The following is a 22,240-nucleotide window of genomic DNA, read 5'->3' on the forward strand; positions in this document are numbered from 1 at the left end:
GCCACAGAGCCCGGACACCACCGTCCGCCTAGACTGGCGGGCGATGACGACCGACGAACCGCAGCACGCACCGGACGACCTGGTCGACGAGACCGAGGCGCAGCTCGACGCCGTCGAGGACGAGGACCTCGCCGGACTCGACTCCGACGCAGAGCCCGAGCCCGTCGACGCGAAGACCGTGTCCGAACACGAGCTGCGACGCCTGTTCGAGGACCAGGCGCTGCCGTTCATGGACCAGCTGTACGGCGCCGCCATGCGGATGACCCGGAACCCGGCCGACGCGTCCGACCTGGTGCAGGAGACCTTCGTGAAGGCGTTCGCCGCCTTCCGACAGTTCCGGCAGGGCACGAACCTCAAGGCGTGGCTGTACCGGATCCTCACGAACACGTTCATCAACACGTACCGCAAGAACCAGCGGAACCCGTACCAGGGCACGATCGACGAGCTCGAGGACTGGCAGCTGGGCGGCGCGGAGAGCGTGACGCAGTCGATCTCGGCGCGATCCGCCGAGGCCGACGCCATCGACCACCTGCCGTCCTCCGCCGTGAAGGACGCGCTGCAGGCCATCCCGGAGGACTTCCGGATGGCCGTCTACTTCGCCGATGTCGAAGGGTTCTCCTACCAGGAGATCGCCGACATCATGAAGACCCCCGTGGGGACGGTCATGAGCCGCCTCCACCGTGGACGCCGGCTCCTCCGCGGACTGCTGGCTGACCACGCACGAGAGACCGGCGTCGTCCCGGACGCAGCGTCGACGGCGACGATGCGCGGACGAGGCCGAGGTGCAAGCACGCGGGCGGCCACGACGGCCGGCACCCGCACGACCCGGAAGGACGCACGATGAGCGGGTGCGACTGCTCGAAGGCGAAGGCGGAACTCGAGGAGTTCCTCCACGACGAGCTGCGACACGAGGACGCCGCGGACATCCGCGAGCACATGGACGGCTGCGAGGACTGCCTCACCGAGCACCGTGTCGGCGTGGTGCTCATGGAGACGGTCAAGCGCGCCTGCCGCGAGTCCGCGCCGGAGCAGCTCCGCGACGAGGTCCTCGCCCGACTCCGCGCGGTGCAGTCGACCCACTGACGCCGTCCGGTCCCGACGCCGTCCGGTCCCGACCCCGTCTCGTCACACCAGCGGTGACGGGACGCTGAGCGGGTAGGGTGCGGACATGACCGACGCCGAGCCGATCAGCACCTGGACCGAACCCGACGTCGCCGCGGTGACCGACCTGGTGCGCCTCCTCGGCCACCAGGTGGAACCAGCCGCGATGCAGGCCCGACTCGACCGGCTCACCGCCGAGGCCGGACACCGCACCTGGGTGGTCCGCGGGGACGACGGTCGACCGATCGCCGTCGCCGGCGCGCAGGTCACGTGGACCTACGCCGGGGACGAGCCGACCGCGCAGCTGCTGCTGCTCGTCGTCGACCCGACGGTCAGGAGGCACGGCACCGGATCCGCGCTGCTCGACACCTTCGAGACATGGGCGGCTGAACAGGGCGCCCGGCGTCTGTCCGCGGTCAGCGCTGCGGCGACCGACAACGCACACCGGTTCTACCAGCGACGCGGCTACCACGAGGCCGGCGTCCGCTACACCAGGTTGGTCTAGCGAGCAGTCGCCCGCAACGAAAAACACCGGTGTTCGTCGGAAACACACACGCAGAGTGCGGTGTGACCGACGAACACCGGTGTTTTGCTGCTACCGCAACGCCCGGTCGATGACGTCGGCGGCCTCCTGCGCACTGCGCTTCGAGGAACCGGTCGCCGGTGCCGCACTCGCCGACCGTGACGAGACGGACAGCGGTCGACCGTCCAGGTGGGGCGAGAGGTTCATGCAGACGAACGGCCAGGCGCCCTGGTTCTCCGGTTCCTCCTGCGCGAAGACGACCTCGGCCTCCGGGTAGCTCGCCAGGACCTCGAGGATCCGGTCGAGCGGCAGCGGGGCGAGCTGCTCGAGCCGGACGAGGGCCACGTCGGAGATGCCGCGCTTGTCCGCCTCGGTCCGCAGGTCGTGGTGGATCTTGCCCGAGTGCAGCACGACCCGGCGCACCGACCCCTTGTCGACGCCCTGCGCGGCCAGACGGTCGTCGTCCAGGACCTCCTGGAAGGTGCCGGTCGTGAAGTCGTCGACCGCGCTCGTCGCCTGGCGCAGGCGGAGCATCGCCTTCGGCGAGAACACGATGAGCGGCTTCTGCGGCTTCGCCCACGCCTGACGGCGGAGCAGGTGGAAGTACGACGCGGGGGTCGACGGCCGGGCGACCACCATGTTGTCCTGCGCGCAGAGCTGCAGGTACCGCTCGATGCGGCCCGAGGAGTGGTCCGGTCCCTGACCCTCGTAGCCGTGGGGGAGCAGGAGCACCAGGCCGGAGCGCTGGCCCCACTTCTGCTCGGCCGCCGAGATGAACTCGTCGATCACGGTCTGGGCACCGTTGGCGAAGTCGCCGAACTGCGCTTCCCAGAGCACGAGGGCTTCCGGACGCTCGACCGAGTAGCCGTACTCGAACGCCATCGCCGCGTACTCGCTGAGCAGCGAGTCGTAGATGAAGAAGCGTGCCTGGTCCTCGGTGAGGTTCGCGAGCGGCAGCCACTCCTGGCCGTTGGTCCGGTCGTGGAACACCGCCTGGCGCTGCACGAACGTCCCGCGACGGGCGTCCTGACCGGCGAGGCGGACGGGCTTGCCCTCGACCAGGACCGAGCCGATCGCCATGAGTTCGGCCATCGCCCAGTCGACCCCACCGGCGCGGGTCATCTCGCGACGCTTGGTGAGGAGCTGCTGCAGCTTCGGGTGGATCGAGAAGCCCGACGGTGGGTTGCCGTGCGCGTCGCCGATGAGCTCGACGAGCTCCTGCGAGATCGCGGTGTCGTGCACCTCGATCTCGGAGTCGTCGCGCTGGGCGGTGGGACGCTCGAGGCCGTTCACGGCACCCGAGTCGTCCACCGGGACGGTCGGCATCGTGCCGGTCTGCGCCTCGTGCGTCTCGGCGAACGCGCGCTCCAGGCGGTCCTGGAAGTCGCGGTGCGCGTCGTCGTACTCCTGCTGGGTGATGTCGCCGCGGCCGACGAGGGCCTCGGTGTACAGGGTGCGGACGGAGCGCTTCGCCTCGATGAGGTTGTACATCAGCGGCTGCGTCATCGAGGGGTCGTCGCCCTCGTTGTGCCCACGTCGGCGGTAGCAGACGAGGTCGATGACGACGTCGCGGTGGAACTCCTCGCGGTACGCGAACGCCAGGTCGGCCACGCGGGCCACGGCCTCCGGGTCGTCGCCGTTGACGTGGAAGACCGGCGCCTGGATCGTCTTCGCGACGTCCGTGGAGTACACCGACGTCCGAGCGGACTCCGGCGGCGTGGTGAAGCCGACCTGGTTGTTGATGACCAGGTGCACGGTGCCACCGGTGCGGTAGCCGCGCAGCTGCGACATCTGCAGGGTCTCGACGACGACGCCCTGGCCCGCCATCGCGGCGTCGCCGTGCACGAGCACCGGCAGCGTGCCGAACGTGCCGGCGGGCTTCCGGTCCTGCTTGGCGCGGACGATGCCCTCGAGCACGCCGTCGACGGCTTCGAGGTGCGACGGGTTCGCCGCGATCGTCACCGGGATGCGCGAACCGTCGGAGGCGCGGAACACGCCCTCGGTGCCCACGTGGTACTTGACGTCGCCGGAGCCCTGCCCGGACACGGTGCCGGGGAGCTGGGTGCCCTCGAACTCCCGGAAGATCTGGCCGTACGTCTTGCCGGCGATGTTCGTCAGGACGTTGAGACGACCGCGGTGGGCCATGCCGATCGCGACCTCGTCGAGTCCGGCGACCGAGGCGTGCTGGATGAGCGTGTCGAGGAACGCGATGGTCGACTCGCCGCCCTCGAGCGAGAAGCGCTTCTGCCCGACGTACTTGGTCTGCAGGAAGGTCTCGAACGCCTCGGCCTCGTTGAGCTTGCCGAGGACCCGCAGCTGCTCGTCCTTCGACGGCTTCGAGTAGGGGACCTCGATGTGCTCCTGCACCCAGCGGCGCTGCTCCGGGTCCTGGATGTGCATGTACTCGATGCCGACGGTGCGGCAGTAGGCGTCACGGAGGATGCCGAGCACGTCACGGAGCGGCGCGGTCGTCGTCCCGGCGAGGCCGCCGGTCACGAACTCCCGGTCGAGGTCCCAGAACGTCAGCCCGTGGCGCTCGATCTCGAGGTCGGGGTGCGTGCGCTGCCGGTACTCGAGCGGGTCGATGTCGGCCATCAGGTGCCCGCGGACGCGGTAGCTGTTGATGAGCTCCTGCACGCGTGCGGTCTTGTTGACCCGGTGTGCCAGGTCGACGTTGATGTCGTTCGCCCACTGGATCGGCTTGTACGGGATCCGGAGCGCGGCGAAGATGTCGTCGTAGAAGCCGTGCTGGCCGATCAGCCGCTCGTGCACCTGCTTGAGGAACTCGCCCGACCCGGCGCCCTGGATGACCCGGTGGTCGTAGGTGCTCGTCAGCGTGATGGTCTTGCCGACGCCGAGCTCGACGAGGGTCTTCGGCGCCGAGCCCTGGAACTGCGCCGGGTACTCGAGGGCACCCGCGCCGATGATGCAGCCCTGGCCCTTGGTGAGGCGCGGGACCGAGTGCACGGTGCCGATGCCGCCCGGGTTCGTCAGGGAGATCGTCGTGCCCTGGAAGTCCGACGGGGTCAGCTTGCCGTCGCGGGCACGCTTGACGACGTCCTCGTAGACGGAGAGGAACTGCCCGAACGTCAGGGTCTCGGCGCGCTTGATGCTCGGGACGAGCAGGGAGCGCGTGCCGTCCTTCTTCGGGACGTCGATCGCGATGCCGAGGTTGACGTGCGCCGGGGTGATGACGAAGGGCTTGCCGTCGCGCTCCTCGTAGGAGACGTTCTGGCTCGGGAAGTCCTTGAGCGTCTGGACCATGGCCCAGCCGATGAGGTGCGTGAAGGAGATCTTCCCGCCGCGGGCCCGGCGCAGGTGGTTGTTGATGACGATCCGGTTGTCGATCATCAGCTTCGCCGGGATCGTCCGGACGCTCGTGGCGGTCGGGACGGTGAGCGAGGCGTCCATGTTCGACGCCAGGGTCTTCGCCATGCCCCGGAGCGGGGTGGCGACGTCCTCGTGGGTCTCTTCGTGCTCGTCGGCGGCGTCGTTGGCCTCGGCCGGGATCGGCTGCGGCGACGGCTGCCGGGAGGTGGTGCGGGCCTGGAGCGGCGCCTTCGTCTCTCCGGTGGCGGGCTGCTGCGTGGACGACGGGCCGGCGACGGCGGCGGGCTGCTCCGCGGGGGCGTCCTCGGCGGCGGCGGCCTGGGCGGGGGAGGGGGTCGTGGAGTCGGCGGGGGCATCCGTGCCGGCCGCGGCGTCCGTGCTGCTCGGCTGGGTCCGGTGGTAGCTCTCGAGGACCGGCCACCAGGACTCGTCGACGCTGCTCTTGTCGGCGAGGTACTGCTCGTAGAGCTCGTCCACCAGCCACTCGTTCGCGCCGAATTCGCCCGCGGTCTCGTCAGTTCCGGTCAGATGGCTCGACACAGCCGATCGCCCACTCTCCGTCGATTGATGCTCGTGTGTGTCGTGCAGGGCAACCCTGTCCCGCACGCCGTCAACCCTAGCCGCTCATCCGTGGCCGTGAGGTGGGAGACGGCGGGTGAGTCGAGCCTCCCGGCCGGGTCCGCGTGCCGCTCCCCGGCGGCCCTCCGCACGCCGCCGTACAGTGGCCGTCATGAGGTTCTACGAGACGCGGCCGACCCACGACCTGACCTACTCCGACGTCTTCCTCGTCCCCAGCCGGTCGAGCGTGACGAGCCGCTTCGACGTGGACCTGGCCACGAACGACGGCACCGGTGCGACGATCCCGATCGTCAGCGCCAACATGAACTCGGTGACGGGTCCGCGGCTCGCTGCGACCCTCGCACGACGGGGCGGTCTCGGGGTGCTGCCGCAGGACATGCACCTGCAGGACCTCGACGCGGCGATCCGCTGGGTGAAGGCGCAGCCCGTCGACTTCGACTCGGCGATCGACATGGGCGCCGACGCCACCGTCGCCGAGGCGCTCGGTCAGCTGCTGCCCGTCGAGGGTCGCGGCATCGTCGTCCGTGACGAGGCGGGGGAGTACCTGGGCTGCGTCCCCGCGACCCGGCTCGCGACCGCCGGGGCCGATGCGGTCCTCGGGGACCTGCTGCACGGCGCGACGACCGCGATCGACGCCGAGGAAGCCGGGTCCTCCCGTCACGTGTACGACGTGCTCACCGCGGCGGGTGTGGACTTCGCTCCGGTGATGCGGCACGGCAAGGTCGTCGGCACCGTCAGCCCGACCAGCGCCATCCGCTCCGACATCTACCGACCCGCCGTCGACGCCTCGGGCCGCCTGCGGGTCGCCGCCGCCGTCGGCATCAACGGCGACGTCGCCGCGAAGGCCGCCGCACTCGCCGACGCCGGGGTCGACGTCCTGGTCCTCGACACCGCACACGGCCACCAGGAGGGCATGATCCGCGCGCTCCGTGCGGTGTCCGCGCTCGACCTCGGCATCCCGCTCGTCGCCGGCAACGTCGTCACCGCCGACGCCGTCGCCCACCTGGTCGCCGCGGGGGCGTCGATCATCAAGGTCGGCGTCGGGCCGGGCGCGATGTGCACGACCCGCATGATGACCGCCGTCGGGCGTCCGCAGTTCTCCGCCGTCCTCGAGACCGCCGCGGCCGCACGGTCGCTGGGTGCGCACGTCTGGGCCGACGGCGGCGTCCGCTACCCGCGCGACGTCGCGCTCGCCCTGGCCGCGGGTGCGTCGGCCGTGATGATCGGCTCGTGGTTCGCCGGCACGCTCGAGGCTCCCGGAGTCCTCCGCCGCGACGACGCCGGCCGCGCCTACAAGGAGAGCTGGGGGATGGCGTCCGCCAAGGCGGTGCGGGAGCGCTTCGAGCGGCTCGACCCGTACGAGCGGGCCCGCAAGGCGCTCTTCGCCGAGGGGATCTCGTCCTCGACGATCTACCTGGACCCGGAGCGTCCGAGCGTCGAGGACCTGCTCGACATGATCACGACGGGCCTCCGCAGCTCCGCCACGTACGCCGGTGCGCAGTCGCTGACCGAGTTCGCCGACCGTGCCCTGGTCGGCATCCAGTCCGCCGCGGGTTACGAGGAGGGCAAGCCCCTCCCCGTCAGCTGGTAGCCCCCAACCCCCCGCAAAACGCAACGTCGGCGTCACCGCGCAGCGCTATAGCGTTGCGGCAAGGCGCCGGGGTTGCGTTTTGCGGGCTGTAGACGGGAGGCTCCGTGCCAGCTGGCACCGCGCCTCCCGTCTGTCTGACCGGTGCGTCTACCGGCGTCGGGTGGCGTCCTCGACGGTGCCGATGAGCTCCTCGAGGATGTCCTCGAGGAACAGGACGCCCGTCGTGCGACCATCCGCGTCGAAGGCCCGCGCCACGTGGCGTCCGGCCCCACGCATCGTCGCGAGTGCGTCCTCCAGGTCCATCTCCGTGTAGAGCGAGATGAGCTGGCGGATGCGCTTCGGCGGCACCGGGTCGTCGAACTCGTCCGGCCGCAGGTCGATGACGTCCTTGACGTGCACGTAGCCGGTCGGGTCACCCGCGTCGTCGACCAGGACGTAGCGCGAGAACCCGCGCTGGGCGACGGCCCGCTCGACCTCGGCGGGTGTCGCGTCCTCGTGCAGGGTGACGAGCCCGGACATCGGGACGGCGACGTCCTTCACCTTCTTCTCGGTGAACTCGAACGCCATCCGGAGCGTGCCCGAGTCGTCGGCCAGGGTGCCCTCGCGTCGGGACTGCTCGACGATCGTCTGGACCTCCTCGACGGTGTACGCGCTGACTGCCTCGTCCTTCGGCTCCACCTTGAACAGGCGCAGCACCGCGTTCGCGACCTCGTTGAGCCCGACGACGACCCAGTGCAGGCCGTGGCCGATGTACCAGAGCGTCGGCACGAGCAGCAGCGCTGCCCGGTCCGGCATCGAGAACGAGATGTTCTTCGGGACCATCTCGCCGAACACCACGTGCAGGAACGACACGAGCAGCAGCGTGAAGACGAACGCCACGATGCCGATCACCTCGGCGCTCCAGCCGGTGAGGTGCAGCGGGACCTCGAGCAGGTGGTGGATCGCCGGCTCGGAGACGTTGAGGATGAGCAGCGAGCAGACCGTGATGCCGAGCTGCGTGGTCGCGAGCATCCGGGTGGCGTGCTCCATCGCCCACAGCGTCATCTGCGCGGCACGGGAGCCCTCCTCGGCACGCGGTTCGATCTGCGAGCGTCGGGCAGAGATGACGGCGAACTCCGCGGCGACGAAGAACGCGTTGCCGCCGAGCAGCACGAAGAGCCAGAAGATGCCCCACCAGTCGGAACTCATCGGGTGGTCTCCTGGTCCGTCGCGGTGGTGCTCGTGGCGGTGCGCTTGCCGCTGCCGCTCCGGGCGCTGCTGCCGAGGGTGTCCTCGCCGACCGGGTTCGGCGTGTACCGGATCCGGTCGATGCGGCGGCCGTCCAGCCGCTCGATGCGGAAGACGCCGGAGTCGATCGCGACCTCGTCACCCACCGCGGGCAGGCGGCCGAGCTCCTGCATGAGGAACCCGCCGACGGTCTCGTAGGGACCGTCCTCGGGGACGGTGACGCTCGCGCGGTCCTCCAGCTCGTCGGGGCGCAGCAGCCCCGGGAAGGTCAGCCACCCGCGGCTGCGGACGACGTCGATGCGTGCCCGGTCGTGCTCGTCGGACACCTCGCCGACGATCTCCTCGACCAGGTCCTCGAGCGTGACGACGCCGGCGGTCCCGCCGTACTCGTCGACGACGATGACCATCTGGTAGCCGCGACCGCGGACCTCGGTGAGCAGGGTGTCGCCGGGCATGGTCTCCGGGACGCGCTCGGCGTCGGTCATCAGGGCGCCGACCGGCACCTCGGGGCGCTTCTCGCGCGGCACCGAGACGGCCTGCTTGACGTGGACGATCCCGACGACGTCGTCCGCGTCCTCCTCGATGACGGGGAAGCGGCTGAAGCCGGTCCGGCGGGCGAGGGCGATGACCGCCTCGGCGCTGTCGGACACGCGGATCGTCGACAGGCGCGGGCGCGGGGTCATCACGTCGCTGGCGTTCAGCTCGGAGAAGGACAGCGTGCGTTCGAGCAGCGTTGCGGTGTCCTGTTCGAGGGAGCCCTCGGACGCGGACCGACGGAGCAGCGAGGTGAGCTCCTCGGCACTGCGCGCACCGGAGAGCTCCTCCTGCGGCTCGATGCCGATCGCGCGGAGGACGGCGTTCGCGGTGCCGTTGAGCAGGGCGACGGCGGGCTTGAACACGGTGGTGAACCCGACCTGCAGCGGCACCACCAGACGCGCGGTCTGCAGCGGCAGCGCGAGCGCGAAGTTCTTCGGCACGAGTTCACCGAGGATCATCGACAGCAGGGTCGCGATGACGAGCGCCACGATCGAGCCGACGGTCTCGACGACGCCCTCGGCCAGGTTCATCGCGAGGAACGGCGCCTCGAGGAGCTTCGCGATCGACGGCTCGAGCAGGTAACCGGTGAGCAGCGTCGTCAGCGTGATGCCGAGCTGGGCGCTGGACAGGTGCGTCGAGGTGACCTTGAGCGCGCCGATGACGGGGCCGAGGCCGGTCTCACCGCGGTCTCGGCGGGCCTCGACGTCGGCGCGGTCGAGGTTGACGAGCGCGAACTCGGAGGCCACGAAGACGCCGGTGCCGAGCGTCAGCAGGATGCCGCCGATCAGCATGACGATGTCGACGGGGCTCACGAGGCGCACCTCGGAGTCGGGCAGCTCACTGTGTGAGCGGCGGGCATGTGATGGTCAGCACTAGGAGGGTCGTCCACAATGCGTCGATCGTACCGGGCGCTCCCTCGGAGGAAGCGAGAGGACATCAGGAGCCGCCCCGTGCCTCCCGTCAGACGGCGGTCGCGAGCTCCTCGAGCGACCGGCGGAGACCGGCCGCCGACGTGAAGTGCACGCCCACCGCACCGACGGCGTCCGCACCGACCGCGTTCTCCGCCCGGTTGTCGACGAACACCATCGCGCTCGGATCGATGCCGAGCCGCGCGCAGGTCTCGTGGTAGATCGACGCGTCGGGCTTGAGCACGTGCTCCTCCGCGCTCACGACGACCGTCTCGAACAGCGAGCCCATGGGGGAGCGGCGGTACGGGTCGCCGAAGTCGAAGCCCGCGTTCGAGAGCAGCGCCAGCCGGGTGCCGCCGTCGTGGAGCTCCTCGACGAGGGCCAGGACCTCGGGGTCGACCTCGAACCAGCCGGTGAAGTCGAGCGCCCACAGGCGGTGGATCTCGGTCACCGACCAGGACCGGCCGGTCCGCTCGGCGATCGCACGCCAGTACTCGAGCACCGTCAGGTCGCCACGGTCCAGGTCGTGTCGGAGCTCCTGGTACACCGGGAACAGCGTGTCGGCGTCGAGCCCGGTCGCTTCGAGCAGTGCGGCCCGGGCGGCGTACGGCGTCCGGCTGATCACCTCGCCGTAGTCGAAGACGACGACACGACCAGGCAGGGACAGGCTCATGCCCGTCACCGTACCGTGGGCACGATGAACGACTTCGTCTCCGTCCGACCCGCCGACGCCGCCCGCTGGATCACCGTCCCGACCGGCGACACCTCGAAGTACCGACGCGGGGTCCTCGGCATCGCGACCGGGTCCGCGCAGTACCCGGGCGCCGCGGTGATGGGTGTCGACGCCGCCGTCCACACCGGACTCGGCATGGTCCGATACGTCGGGCCGGACCGCGCGACCGACTTCGTGCTCGCCAGGCGCCCCGAGATCGTCGCCGGGGTCGGCCGTGTGCAGGCGTGGCTCGTCGGGTCGGGGATCTCCGCGGGGTCCCTCGACGACCTCGACGAGACCACCCGCGCGGGCTTCACGCACGCCTCCGATGACGGGGTGCCGGTCGTCGTCGACGCGGGGGCGATCCCGCTCGTCGACCTCGGGCCGCTCGCGGTGCTCACCCCGCACGCCGGGGAACTCGCGTCGCTCCTCGGTGTGTCGCGCGACGAGGTCGAGGGCGACCCGCGCGGTTCGGCCCTGCGCGCCGCCGAGCGGACCGGGAGCGTCGTGCTGCTCAAGGGCGCCGACACGCACGTCGTCACGCCCGACGGCGGCGTGCGGCTGGTCGCGTCGTCGGCCACGCCCTGGCTCGCCGCAGCGGGTGCCGGGGACGTCCTCGGTGGGGTGCTCGGAGCGCTCGTCGCGGCCCGGGCCGGCACCTCGGCGGTCGGACCGGAGGACCTGGCCCACCTGGCAGCGGCCGCGGCGGTCGTGCACGGGGTCGCGGCGCGTCGGGCCTCGCAGGGCGGGCCGTTCCCGATGACGGCGCTCATCGAGCAGCTGCCCGGTGTGGTGCGGGACCTCGCGGTCCGGGGGGACGCGGCGGCGGACTGACGGAGCGGGCGTCTGTCGGACGGGAGGCGCGGGGCGGGCCCGTGCCGTGCCTCCCGTCCGTCAGCCGGTCGCGCCGCGACCCGCCCGGACGCCGGTCAGGACGACGGCGTGGCGTGCACGAGGAACTCGACCGACCCGGCGTCGTCGACCTTGACGAACCCCAGGTTCGGGGCCTGCACCGAGTAGTCCGAGAACGTGATCGGGACCGTGCCGGACACGTCGACACCGTTCCCGCTCAGACCGACCTGCAGCGTCGCGGTCACCGGCTTCGTGACGCCGTGCAACTGGAGGGTGCCGGGAGCCCGCACCGTCGTCGTGCCGCTGCCCGACGGCACGGCGTCCGTGACCGGCTCCGTCAGCGTGAACGTCGCCGTGGGGAACGCCTGCGTGTCGAGCGCCGAGTCGCGGAAGTACGAGTCGCGCTGCGCGGAGTCGGTCGCGATGTCCCCGACCTGCACGGTGATGGTCGCGGCGCTGATCGTGGTGCCGTCGACGGTGGCGGAGCCGGTGACCTCGGAGGTGCGGCCGGTGACCGTGACGTCGGAGCCGTTGAGGACCTCGTGGACGCGGTATCCGACCTCGGACCCGTCGCCGACCGCCCAGGTGCCGGAGAGGTCCGTGTCGTCGAGCGTCGACGGGGCGCGGCTGGCGGCGACCGTGGGGGTCGCCGAGGCCTTCGCGTTCTCGTTCGACGTGTACGCGCGCGTGCCGATCGCGACGGCGACCACCGCGACCACCGCGACGACCACGAGGACGACGAGCACGATGACGAGGCGACGTCGAGGGCGGGGGGACGGGCGGTTCGGCGTGGAGGTCACCCGAGGACGGTGACACGTCACTCTCGGGATCGGCTGAGGATCGGCGACCGGTCGGTACGCTCGTCCGGTGCGCAGGAACCCGTGGCCCGAGATCGTCGTCTTCGGGGTGGCGTTCGTCGCGGTGCACCTGGTGCTCTGGTACCTGTCGCTCGTCGTGCCGAACCAGCCGATCGGCGACGTCACCATCACCTACCGACGGTGGATCGAATCCGGGCAGTCGTCGCACTTCTGGGTCGGCATCGACTCGCCGTGGGTGTACCCGATCCTCGCGATCGTCCCGATGGCCGCCGCAGCCCTCGGTGGCACCGCGTCGATCGGCACCGGATGGCTGCTGCTCATGGTGGTGCTCAACGCCGTCGCGGCCACGGTGCTCTGGCGCTTCCGCGCGTTCGGCGTCCGGGTCGTCTGGTGGTGGCTGGTGTTCCTGCTGGCCCTCGGACCGATCGGCCTCGGCCGGATCGACACCGTCGCCACCGCGGTCGCCCTGGTCGGGGTGGCCTTCGTCGCCGCACGGCCGGGCATCGCCTCGGCCGTGTTCACCGTCGCCGCCTGGGTCAAGGTCTGGCCGGCGGCTCTGGTCGGTGTGCTGTTCGTCCTCCGTCGCGGGCGCCGCGTCGAGGTCGTCGCCGGAGCCCTCACCGTCACCGGGCTCGTCGTCCTGGTCGACGTGCTGTTCGGCGGCGCCGCGCACCTGCTCTCGTTCATCGGCGAGCAGACCGGCCGAGGGCTGCAGATCGAGTCACCGCTCGCCACGCCGTTCCTCTGGGCCGCCGCCGCGCACGTGCCCGGCGCAGCGGTCTTCTACGACACCGAGATCCTGACCTTCGAGGTCTCCGGCGCCGGCACCACCGTCGCCGCCGCGCTCTCCACCCCGCTGATGGCGGCCGTCGTGGTCGTCGGCGTCGTCCTCGCCCTGCTCGCCGTCCGGACTGGCACCCGCCGCACCCAGGTCGCCCCGGTCCTGGCGCTGCTGTTCGTCGCAGCGCTCATCGCGACGAACAAGGTCGGGTCACCGCAGTACGTCGGATGGTTCGCCGTGCCCGTCGTCTGGGGGCTCGTCGCCGGACGGGGGAGTGCCTGGCGGTTCCTGCCGGTCGCCGCCGCGATGCTGCCGACGGCCTTCCTCACGCAGCTCGTCTACCCGGACTACTACGACCAGGTGCTCGCCGTGCAGCCGTGGATCCTCGTCGTCCTGTCGCTGCGGAACGCCCTCGAGGTCGCGGTGCTCGTCTGGGCCGTCGTCGTGCTGGTCCGGATGTGGCGGCAGGGGATCGAACCACGGGCCTCCCGTCGGACCCCCGACCCGACGCACGCGGACCCCGTCACGCGGTGACGTGCAGCGGGGCAGGATGGAGGCATGATCGTCGCCTTCTCCATCGCCCCGTCCGGCGGCCCTGCCGCAGCCGAGGACGGCTCCGTCCACGACGCCGTCGCCGCAGCCGTGCGGGTCGTCCGTGAGTCCGGCCTGCCGAACCGCACCTCGTCGATGTTCACCGAGCTCGAGGGGGAGTGGGACGAGGTCTTCGCCGTGGTCAAGGCCGCGACCGAAGCCGTCGCGCCGTTCGGGACGCGGGTGTCGCTCGTGCTCAAGGCCGACATCCGACCGGGGCACACGGGGGAGCTCGACGGCAAGCTCGAGCGGCTCGAAGCGGCGCTCGAGGACTGAGCCGACCCCGGTCCGGTCGGCCTTCCCGGTCGACTGCTGGGTCCGGGCACGACACGCCGCCGACGTTCCTGCGATGTCGGCGGTCGGGTGTGTGCTGGGTCCATCAGCCGGTGCACGAGCACCGGCACCCGTGACGGAAGGAGCCCGCTCATGATGCACGACGGTTGGTGCCCGGACTGCGACCTCCCCTCGGTCGTGATCGACGTCTCCGACGACGGGCAGCACGCCTGGGCGAGCTGCGACGAGTGCGGCACCGGGTGGGTGCACCGCGACGAACTGCCGGAGGCGCGGACCACGCCCGGAACGACGGTGCAGCGTCCGGAGCAGATGACGGAGCAGCAGGCAGCGTGAGCGTGGGGTGACCCAGCGCCTGCTCCCCATGGACGCGGCCGTGCCGATCGGGAATCCCGGTCGGCACGGCCGCGTTCGTGGTCCTGTCGGCTGTGCGGTCCACAACGGTGTCGAATCGATTCGGCTCAACCCCTTCCACCGCTGTGTTGGAGCGGTCTACACTGATCCGGCACCCGTACTGCCCGTGCTCGTACCCACCGTGCTCGTACCCACACCGTGCTCCGGCACGAGAACAGGTCCCATGTCCCAGCTTACGCCGGCACGCCGCACGCTCGCCATCCTCGCCCTCGCGCTGGGTGGCTTCGCCATCGGCACCACCGAGTTCGTCGCGATGGGCCTCCTGCCGAACATCGCCGAGGCCCTCCTGCCCGGCCAGTACGCCGCCGACCCGGACGGCGGAGTCGCCCACGCCGGCTGGCTCGTCAGCGCGTACGCGCTCGGCGTCGTCGTGGGGGCACCGACGATCGCCGCGATGTCCGCCAAGTTCCCGCGCAAGGGCCTGCTCATGGTGCTGCTCGTCGGGTTCGTCGTCGCGACGGTCGCCAGCGCGGTGCTGCCCTCGTTCGGCCTGGTCCTGGTCGCCCGCTTCGTCGCCGGTCTGCCGCACGGCGCCTACTTCGGGATCGCCTCCATCGTCGCCGGCGACATCATGGGCCCGGGCAAGCGCGGCAAGGGCATCGCCCTCGTGCTCCTCGGCCTGTCCGTCGCGAACGTCGTGGGCGTCCCGGCCGTGACCTGGATCGGGCAGGTCGCCAGCTGGCGGATCGCCTACGCGGTCGTGGCCGCGCTGTTCGCGCTGACGCTGGTCGCCGTCTCGTTCTTCGTCCCGCGCAGCGGCCGTGACGTGCACGCGACCATCGGACGTGAACTGCGCGCCTTCACGGTGCCGCAGGTCTGGATCGTGATGAGCCTCGGCGCGGTGGGCTTCGGTGGGTTCTTCGCCGTCTACTCGTACATCTCGCCGCTCGTGCAGAACGTCACCGGGCTGTCGGAGTCCTCGGTGCCGCTGGTCCTCGTCGTCGTCGGGCTCGGCATGGTCGTCGGTGGGCTGCTCGGCGGGTTCCTGGCCGACCACAGCGTGAAGGCCACGATCTTCGTCGGGCTCTTCGCCCTGGTCGGGGCGCTCCTGGTCACCGTCCTCACGGCGCAGTACGTCGTCGGGCTGTTCGTCGGGGCGTTCCTGCTCGGGGCGACCTCGTCCGCGATCCCGCCGGCCGTGCAGTCCCGCCTGATGGACGTCGCCGGTGACGCCCGGACGATCGCCGCAGCGCTCAACCACTCCGCGTTCAACCTCGGCAACTCGCTCGGCGCGGCACTCGGCGGCGCGGTCATCGCCGCCGGCTTCGGGTTCCTCGCCCCCGGCTGGCTCGGCATCGGCCTGGCGCTGCTCGGTGTCGTCGTCGCGGTGATCAGCTACGCGGTCGAGCACCGGACGAACCGACGCGCAGCGGCGGCTCGGACCGCGGGGGCCAGCACGGGCCCGATCCGCGAGCCGGTGTCGACGCACTGAGGCCCGCCCGCCGGACGCAGCCCGAGCCTCCCGGCCGACCGGGACGGAACCCGGCCGCGACGGAACCCGGCCGCGACGGAACCCGGCCGCGACGGAACCCGGCCGTGGTCGCGTCGCACCGCCCCGCGAGATGCCGTGACTCGCCGTGCGCGCCTCGCTGCGATGCGCGAATCGCGGCATCTCGACGCCCGAGATGCCCGAATTGCGGCACCTCGCGGCGGAGCCCGCCCGCAGAACGCCCCTACAACCCGTGCGGGGAGCCGTCCTGGACGATGATCCCGTCGGTGATCGCCCGCTTCCGCAGCGCCACCTTCGTGCCGACGTCGAACCCGGCGACGCGGTACTTCTCGCGGATGCGCTTGAGGTAGCTCTTCGCCGTCTCCTCGGAGATGCCGAGCTGGTACGCGACGCTCTTCACGGGCTCGCCACCGCCGTACAGCGCCATCACGCGACGCTCCTGCGCGCTGAGCTTCGGCACGCCGCCGACGTCCCCGCTGTTGATGGCCAGGTCGAGTTCGGCGGACACGTACTGCTCACCGCGCTGCGCTGCCCGGATCGCCTCGACGATCATGGCCGCGTCCTCGCTCTTGACGAGGTAGCCGAGCGCGCCGGCACCGAGGGCCTCACGGACCACGTTCGGCTCCGAGTAGGTGCTCATCACGACGGTCTTCACACCCGCGGTCTTCAGCGTCGAGATCTTCAGCGACACCGGGATCGAGTCCTTGAGGTCCAGGTCGAGCAGGACGACGTCGACGGGGAAGGCGGGGCTGGTGAGCAGCTCCGGCCAGGTGGTGACCGCGGTGACCATCGCGATGTCGTCCGCGGCGCCCCGGATCCACTCGGTCAGGGCGCTGAGCAGCATCCGGTGGTCGTCGACGAGAGCGAGTCTGATCGGTTCTGCTGGAGTCGCCATGCGCGAGGGTCCTTTCTGGTGGGTCCGTCCCGGGCCTGCTGATCCTAGGAGGATCGTCGGTCCGGTTCGGGGAGGCTGGCCAGGATGTCCGGGAGCGGCACCGGCGTGCGTGTCGGCGTCGCTGCCGGGAGGCTCGTGGTGCGTCACATCTGCGGGTGCCGGTTCACGACGCAGTGCGCGGTGACGTGCAGCACGCCGTCCCGGACACTGTCGGTGTACGGGCCGATGCGCTGCAGGGCCGTCCACGCGGCGGGGCCCAGGCGACGGCGGGGGACGCCGCGCGACTCGATGACGACGGGGACGTCCATGGTGTCGTCGGTGACCGGGTGGCCGTCGCTGCCGACGGGGCCGAGGGTGACCGAGACGACGGGGACACCGGGCTGCTGGGTGCGGCCGTCGCCGACCATCTGCCAGAGCGCCTGGAGCAGGCCGTCGCGCTGGGCGGGGGTGAGGTGTCCGGCCAGGGCGCTCGGGTCGGTCACGGCGACGGAGCGTCCGAGGTTGTCGGACTCGGTGATCGCGTGGTAGAGCCAGGTCTCACGCCGGCCCTCGATGAGGTGCAGGCGGAGTTCGGTGGCGAGGGACGCGGCGACCGAGGCCGAAGCGTCGGAGAGCGGCAGCGGGTCGGAGCCGTTCGCGACGGCGTCGAGCAGCTTCTCGGCGGCCAGGTCCAGGCGGGCGAGTTCGTCCGAGGCGAGCATCCCGACGGCGAACTGCGGGGCGCCGACGTTGCTCTGCACCAGGACCCGGTCGAGTTCGCGCTGGACGAGCTGCCGGAAGCGGTGCACGACGAACAGCGCCACGGACGGCGGGACGACGGTGACCGCGAGCATGGTGACGATGCCGGGCAGGGTCTCGGTCGTCAGCGGGGTCGACACCGCGGCGTACACGACGAACGCCAGGCCGAGGGCGACGATCGCGGCGATGACCTCCCGGGCAGGCCGGAGGGTCGTGATCGGCAGGAGTGCGAAGCCGGCGGCCATCGAGGCGGTGGCGAAGTGGCCGACGTCGTGCTCCGGCCAGATGCCGATGAAGTCGAGCGTCACGATGCAGGCGAGCACGACGCAGATCAGCCCGAACGCGACGCCGGTCAGTCGCTCGCCGTAGGTGAGGACGGTGGCCAGGACACAACTCGCGGCGACGACGAACAGCGCCCAGGCGGTGGCCGTCATCCACGGGTTCGTGTAGTCGTCCCAGTGCACGAGGAAGAAGACGATGCCGCCGAGCGCCTCGAGTCCGGTGAGCACGGCCGCACCGAGGCCGAGGTGGCCGGCACCGAGCGAGGCGCCGGGCTGGGCCGCCTGCCGGAGCGAGCGCGCGCCGGTCGAGGTGGAGGGGAGGCCGCGCGCCTGTCGACGTTCGGTGCCCCGGTACCGCTCACGGGCCTCCCGGCGGGTGCGGGGTGCGCCCTGCTCGCCGGGGAGGCCGCGGCTGATGGTGTCCTCCGGGACGCCGCTCATCGGGGTGCCTCCAGGACGACGGTGGTGCCGGCACCGGGTGCCGAGAACAGGCGGGCGTCGCCGCCGACCTCGCGGAGACGGTTCACGACGCTCTCCTTGAAGCCGAGCCGTTCGGCGCTGACGGTGTCGAGTTCGAAGCCGACGCCGGAGTCGGTGACCATCGCACGGACCATCGCCTCGTCGTGGACGATCGTGACGTGCGCCTCCGGGACGCCGGCGTGGCGTCGGACGTTCTCCAGGCACTCGCCGAGCGCCAGCAGGAACGCGTCGAGGACGTGCTTCGGCAGCAGGACCTGCCCGGTGCCGTGCCAGGCGACCTCGAGGCCCATCCGACCGAAGCGCTGCTTGACGGACTCGAGGGTCTGGCCGAGCGGGGACTCCTCGGTGCGGGTGAGCGAGTAGTCGCCGGACTGCTGCGGCTGCGGGGTGGCGCCGAGACGGAGGTGGCGGAGGAGTCGGGCGTCCTCGGCGGCCTGCTCGCGCATCGCGTGCTCGGAGACGCCGACGCCGGAGTGGGCGAGCAGGGTGAGGGTCGCGAGCACGGTGTCGTGGAGCAACCGGGCGCCCTGGCGTCGCTGCGCCTCGGTCTCGCTGGCCTGTCGTTCGGCGCGGTGGGCGGTGCCGATGCTGTAGATGCGGCGGGCGACCCGGGGGATGCTCCGGCTGATCCAGACGGCGATGACGGCGATCAGGACCCAGCCGAGCAGGACGCCGCTGACCGGGGCGGAGAGGACGGAGCCGCTCGCCCAGCTCATCAGCGCGAGGGAGACCACTCCGGCGCCGGCGGCGAGGCCGAGACCGAGTCGGTGGCCGCGCTGCGCCATGAGCAGCGAAGCGAGCCCGCCACCGGCGAGCGGGACGAGCGCACTCGCGATGACCCGGCGGTCGTCGGGGGCCACGGCCGAGGTGAGGACCGCGACGGCTGCGAGTCCGGCGACGACCGTCGTGGCGGTCCACCACGTCGACCCGTTGACGCCGAAGACCACGAGGGCCCCCACCATCACCGCGATGCAGGCGAACCCGGCGACGAGCGGCAGCACGGGGACGGCGAGCGAGGTGGCCACGCCCACGACGCTGACGAGCGCGCAGACGATGCCCACGACACGCGTCGTCGACCGGAGGAGGCGGTCGCGTTCCTGCGCGAGGAGTTCCATCGTTGGTCCTGGCTGTTCCTGGTTCGGGAGAGCTGGTAGGTCTGGGGAAACCGAGCACTGGTCGAGACCGTGCACTCTGCATCATTCCACGGGCGACACCCGTAGTGGGGTGTTCGGCGCGCGGGGGTCGACGGATCGGTCTGGGGGTGTCCCGTCTTCCGGGGACACGCGTGCACCCCGATCAGTCGAGCAGTCGCCGCAGGTGCGCCCCGACGGCCTCGTGTTCGATGAGGAAACCGTCGTGACCGAACTCGCTCGTGATCACCGCAGCCCGGTCGCCGTCCAGCGTGTCGGGCACCCCGGCTGCGATCCGGTGCTGGTCCTCGACCGGGAACAGCCGGTCGCTGGAGACCCCGACGACGAGGGTGCGCGCGCTCACCCGGGCGAGCGCTGCGGCCACCCCGCCACGACCGGCACCGACGTCGTGCGAGTCCATCGCGTGGGTGAGGACGACGTACGAGGCGGCGTCGAACCGGCGGGTGAACTTGTTGCCGTGGAAGTCGAGGTAGCTCTCCACCGAGAACCGTCCGTCGTCGCCGAGCGGCGAGACGTCGCTCTGCCACGAGCGGGCGAACCGGCCGTTGAGCTCGTCGGAGGCGCGGTAGGTCATCATCGCCATCCGACGGGCGAGCGCGAGGCCTCGGTGCGGCCCCTCGCCGGGTTCGGCGTCGTGGTGGTCGCCGCCGGCGTAGCCCGGGTCCATCTGGATCGCGGCACGTTGCAGGGAGTTCGCCGCGATCTGGTCGGCGGTGGTCTGCGCGGTGCTCGCCAGGACCGCGAGTCGCGCGACACGCTCCGGCGCGGTGACCGCGGCCTCGAGGGCGTGCATGCCGCCCATCGACCCGCCGACGACGGCGGCGAACCGGTCGATGCCGAGCCGGTCGGCCAGGCGCAGTTGCGTGGCGACCTGGTCGCGGATCGTCACGAACGGGAAGCGGGAGCCCCACTCGCGTCCGTCGGGTGTGACCGAGGACGGCCCGGTGGTGCCCTGGCAGCCGCCGAGCATGTTCGGCGCGATGACGAACCAGCGGTCGGTGTCGATCGCGCGGCCGGGGCCCACGACGTCGCCCCACCAGCCGGCGGTGCGGTGACCGGGCCCCGGCGGACCGGCGACGTGCGAGTCACCGGTCAGGGCGTGGAACACCAGGACCGCGTTGTCGGCTGCGGGGGAGAGCGTGCCCCAGGTCTCGTAGGCGACGCGGACCGCGGGGATGCGGCCGCCGCGGACGAACTGTTCACCGAGCGACGCGAAGTGCCGCGCTCCGGGTGGGTCGCCCGGACGCCAGGCGCCGGTGACGGGTGGCTTGCCGAGGGTGCCGAGTTCGGCGCCGGGCACCAGGGTGGACGGCACGGAGTCCTCGGGGGTCGTCTGCCAGTCCATCGTGCGTCCATTCTCGCGGCAGGTCCGCTCCGCCGCCGCCGTGTTACGTCACGTCCCCGGCCGGCGGCCTCGCGAAACGCAACCCGGGCGGCTCCTCGCAGCGGTACTCCGTTGCGGGAAGCCGCCCGGGTTGCGTTTCGCGGGAGGCACGGGGCGGGTCAGGCGCGCAGGCCCGCCTGGGCGACGGCGCGGGCCGCGGCGAGCCCGGCCTCGAGGTCGGCCTTGAGGTCCTCGACGTTCTCGATCCCGACCGAGAGGCGCACCAGACCCGGCGTGACCCCGGTGGTGAGCTGCTGCTCCGGCGTCAGCTGCGAGTGGGTCGTGGACGCCGGGTGGATGACGAGCGAGCGGACGTCACCGATGTTCGCCAGGTGCGAGAACAGCTGCAGCTCGTCGACCAGCGCACGGCCGGCGTCGACACCGCCCTTGAGCTCGAAGGACAGCACCGCACCGACACCACGCGGCGCGTACTTCGTCGCCGCCGGGTACCACGGGCTCGTCGGCAGCCCCGCGTACGCCACCGTCGCGACGTCCGGGTGCCGGTCGAGCCACTCCGCGATCTCCTGCGCGTTCGAGACGTGCCGTTCGATCCGGAGGCTCAGCGTCTCGATGCCCTGCAGGAGCGCGAACGCCGTGTCCGCCGAGTTCGACGCACCGAGGTCGCGGAGCAGCTGCACGCGGGCCTTGACGATGTACGCCAGCGCGTCACCGACCGCCTGCGAGAACACCGCCCCGTGGTACGAGGGATCCGGGGTGCTGAACTCCGGGAACCGCTCGGTGTGCTCGGACCAGGCGAACGTGCCGCCGTCGACGATGATCCCGCCGATGACCGTGCCGTGGCCGCCGAGGAACTTCGTCGCCGAGTGCACCACGATGTCCGCACCGTGCTCGAACGGCCGGATCAGGTACGGCGTCGCGATCGTGTTGTCGACGATCAGCGGCACACCGGACTCGTGCGCGACACCGGCGACGGTCTCGATGTCCAGCACGTTGATGCGCGGGTTGCCGATGGTCTCGGCGAAGAACAGCTTCGTGTTCGGACGGACCGCGCGGCGCCACTCCTCCGGATCGTCCTGGTCCTCCACGAACGTCGTCTCGATGCCGAGCTTCGCCAGCGTGTACTTGAACAGGTTGTACGTGCCGCCGTAGATCGACGACGACGACACGATGTGGTCCCCGGCACCGGCGATGTTGAGCACCGCGTAGGTCTCCGCCGCCTGGCCGCTCGACACGAGGAGCGCCCCGGTACCGCCCTCGAGCGCCGCGATGCGCTGCTCCACGACGTCGTTCGTCGGGTTCATGATCCGCGAGTAGATGTTGCCCGGCTGCGCCAACGCGAACAGGTCACGGGCGTGGTCCGAGTTCTCGAACACGTAGGACGTCGTCTTGTAGATCGGCGTCGCCCGGGCACCCGTCGTCGGGTCGGGGTGCGCCCCCGCGTGGATCTGCGTGGTCTCGAACCGCCACTGCGCGGCGTCGTTCTCGGTCATCTCGTGCTCCTGTCCGGGCGGCTGGTCGTCGGGTGGCGGTGACGCACGGGAGGCTCGGTGCACCGTCGCGTCGCAGGTCACGGTACGGACGTGGTCGCCCCCGCACCAGCGCCCCCGTCTCGTGACGTAACGCGCCTGACGGCGGTGGGCCGGGC

General features: G+C 71.4%; 19 protein-coding genes. 9 read left to right on the top strand and 10 right to left on the bottom strand.

Going from position 1 to position 22,240, the window contains the following annotated elements:
- The first annotated feature begins 43 nt into the window (after positions 1 to 43).
- The 3 genes from E9228_RS00755 (at position 44) to E9228_RS00765 (ending at position 1,606) form a co-directional block, all read left to right on the top strand.
- Positions 44 to 844 (top strand): sigma-70 family RNA polymerase sigma factor, encoded by an 801-nt coding sequence (locus tag E9228_RS00755; protein ID WP_166778732.1) that lies wholly within the window; start codon positions 44 to 46, stop codon positions 842 to 844.
- Positions 841 to 1,083, top strand: coding sequence for a zf-HC2 domain-containing protein (locus tag E9228_RS00760; RefSeq protein ID WP_111077311.1), 243 nt, complete (start codon positions 841 to 843; stop codon positions 1,081 to 1,083). The genes E9228_RS00755 and E9228_RS00760 overlap by 4 nt, the downstream gene beginning before the upstream one ends.
- A gap of 85 nt (positions 1,084 to 1,168) precedes the next feature.
- Positions 1,169 to 1,606 (top strand): GNAT family N-acetyltransferase, encoded by a 438-nt coding sequence (locus tag E9228_RS00765; RefSeq protein WP_166778733.1) that lies wholly within the window; start codon positions 1,169 to 1,171, stop codon positions 1,604 to 1,606.
- 90 nt (positions 1,607 to 1,696) lie between these two features.
- Here E9228_RS00765 and E9228_RS00770 read toward each other — a convergent pair whose 3' ends face one another.
- A complete protein-coding gene (locus E9228_RS00770) occupies positions 1,697 to 5,494 on the bottom strand; it encodes a multifunctional oxoglutarate decarboxylase/oxoglutarate dehydrogenase thiamine pyrophosphate-binding subunit/dihydrolipoyllysine-residue succinyltransferase subunit (RefSeq protein ID WP_341849716.1) in 3,798 nt (1,265 codons plus the stop codon).
- Between the two features lie 190 nt (positions 5,495 to 5,684).
- Between E9228_RS00770 and guaB1 the strand changes: the two genes are divergently transcribed.
- Positions 5,685 to 7,124 (top strand): GMP reductase, encoded by a 1,440-nt coding sequence (gene guaB1 / locus E9228_RS00775; RefSeq protein ID WP_166778734.1) that lies wholly within the window; start codon positions 5,685 to 5,687, stop codon positions 7,122 to 7,124.
- A gap of 147 nt (positions 7,125 to 7,271) precedes the next feature.
- Here the strand turns inward: guaB1 and E9228_RS00780 are convergent, their stop codons facing one another.
- The 3 genes from E9228_RS00780 to E9228_RS00790 form a co-directional block, all read right to left on the bottom strand.
- On the bottom strand, positions 7,272 to 8,312 hold the full coding sequence (locus E9228_RS00780) for a hemolysin family protein (RefSeq protein WP_166778735.1): 1,041 nt from the start codon (positions 8,310 to 8,312) through the stop codon (positions 7,272 to 7,274).
- Positions 8,309 to 9,679, bottom strand: a complete 1,371-nt coding sequence (locus tag E9228_RS00785) for a hemolysin family protein (protein ID WP_166779332.1) — start codon at positions 9,677 to 9,679, stop codon at positions 8,309 to 8,311. Before E9228_RS00785 ends, E9228_RS00780 begins: the two co-directional genes overlap by 4 nt.
- A gap of 169 nt (positions 9,680 to 9,848) precedes the next feature.
- Positions 9,849 to 10,469 carry an HAD family hydrolase gene (locus E9228_RS00790; RefSeq protein ID WP_166778736.1) on the bottom strand — a complete coding sequence of 207 codons (621 nt, stop codon included), beginning with the start codon at positions 10,467 to 10,469 and terminating at the stop codon, positions 9,849 to 9,851.
- A gap of 24 nt (positions 10,470 to 10,493) precedes the next feature.
- Between E9228_RS00790 and E9228_RS00795 the strand changes: the two genes are divergently transcribed.
- Positions 10,494 to 11,342, top strand: a complete 849-nt coding sequence (locus tag E9228_RS00795) for an ADP-dependent NAD(P)H-hydrate dehydratase (protein WP_166778737.1) — start codon at positions 10,494 to 10,496, stop codon at positions 11,340 to 11,342.
- Positions 11,343 to 11,437: 95 nt separating this feature from the next.
- On the opposite strand, the gene E9228_RS00800 is transcribed toward E9228_RS00795, so the two are convergent.
- Positions 11,438 to 12,160 (bottom strand): YceI family protein, encoded by a 723-nt coding sequence (locus E9228_RS00800; RefSeq protein WP_341849717.1) that lies wholly within the window; start codon positions 12,158 to 12,160, stop codon positions 11,438 to 11,440.
- 67 nt (positions 12,161 to 12,227) lie between these two features.
- On the opposite strand from E9228_RS00800, the gene E9228_RS00805 reads away from it, so the two are divergent.
- The 4 genes from E9228_RS00805 (at position 12,228) to E9228_RS00820 (ending at position 15,687) form a co-directional block, all read left to right on the top strand.
- Entirely contained in the window at positions 12,228 to 13,493 is a 1,266-nt protein-coding gene (locus E9228_RS00805; protein WP_252727769.1) for a glycosyltransferase family 87 protein, read from the top strand.
- Between the two features lie 24 nt (positions 13,494 to 13,517).
- Complete coding sequence (locus tag E9228_RS00810) at positions 13,518 to 13,826, top strand: thiamine-binding protein (RefSeq protein ID WP_166778739.1); 309 nt, start codon at positions 13,518 to 13,520, stop codon at positions 13,824 to 13,826.
- Between the two features lie 150 nt (positions 13,827 to 13,976).
- Positions 13,977 to 14,177 carry a hypothetical protein gene (locus E9228_RS00815; protein ID WP_166778740.1) on the top strand — a complete coding sequence of 67 codons (201 nt, stop codon included), beginning with the start codon at positions 13,977 to 13,979 and terminating at the stop codon, positions 14,175 to 14,177.
- A 241-nt stretch (positions 14,178 to 14,418) separates the two neighbouring features.
- Positions 14,419 to 15,687 (top strand): MFS transporter, encoded by a 1,269-nt coding sequence (locus E9228_RS00820; RefSeq protein ID WP_166778741.1) that lies wholly within the window; start codon positions 14,419 to 14,421, stop codon positions 15,685 to 15,687.
- A 241-nt stretch (positions 15,688 to 15,928) separates the two neighbouring features.
- Here E9228_RS00820 and E9228_RS00825 read toward each other — a convergent pair whose 3' ends face one another.
- The 5 genes from E9228_RS00825 to E9228_RS00845 form a co-directional block, all read right to left on the bottom strand.
- Positions 15,929 to 16,600, bottom strand: coding sequence for a response regulator transcription factor (locus tag E9228_RS00825; RefSeq protein ID WP_166778742.1), 672 nt, complete (start codon positions 16,598 to 16,600; stop codon positions 15,929 to 15,931).
- Between the two features lie 143 nt (positions 16,601 to 16,743).
- A complete protein-coding gene (locus tag E9228_RS00830; RefSeq protein WP_166778743.1) occupies positions 16,744 to 18,060 on the bottom strand; it encodes a cytochrome d ubiquinol oxidase subunit II in 1,317 nt (438 codons plus the stop codon).
- Entirely contained in the window at positions 18,057 to 19,214 is a 1,158-nt protein-coding gene (locus E9228_RS00835; RefSeq protein WP_166778744.1) for a sensor histidine kinase, read from the bottom strand. The genes E9228_RS00830 and E9228_RS00835 overlap by 4 nt, the downstream gene beginning before the upstream one ends.
- Positions 19,215 to 19,395: 181 nt before the next feature.
- Positions 19,396 to 20,595: a homoserine O-acetyltransferase MetX gene (metX, locus tag E9228_RS00840; protein WP_166778745.1), complete on the bottom strand. Its 1,200-nt coding sequence runs from the start codon at positions 20,593 to 20,595 to the stop codon at positions 19,396 to 19,398.
- 158 nt (positions 20,596 to 20,753) lie between these two features.
- Positions 20,754 to 22,085: a bifunctional o-acetylhomoserine/o-acetylserine sulfhydrylase gene (locus tag E9228_RS00845; RefSeq protein ID WP_166778746.1), complete on the bottom strand. Its 1,332-nt coding sequence runs from the start codon at positions 22,083 to 22,085 to the stop codon at positions 20,754 to 20,756.
- Positions 22,086 to 22,240: the final 155 nt, after the last annotated feature.

Origin of the sequence: Curtobacterium salicis, from assembly GCF_011759505.1 — a bacterium.
Classification (GTDB): Bacteria; Actinomycetota; Actinomycetes; order Actinomycetales; family Microbacteriaceae; genus Curtobacterium; species Curtobacterium salicis.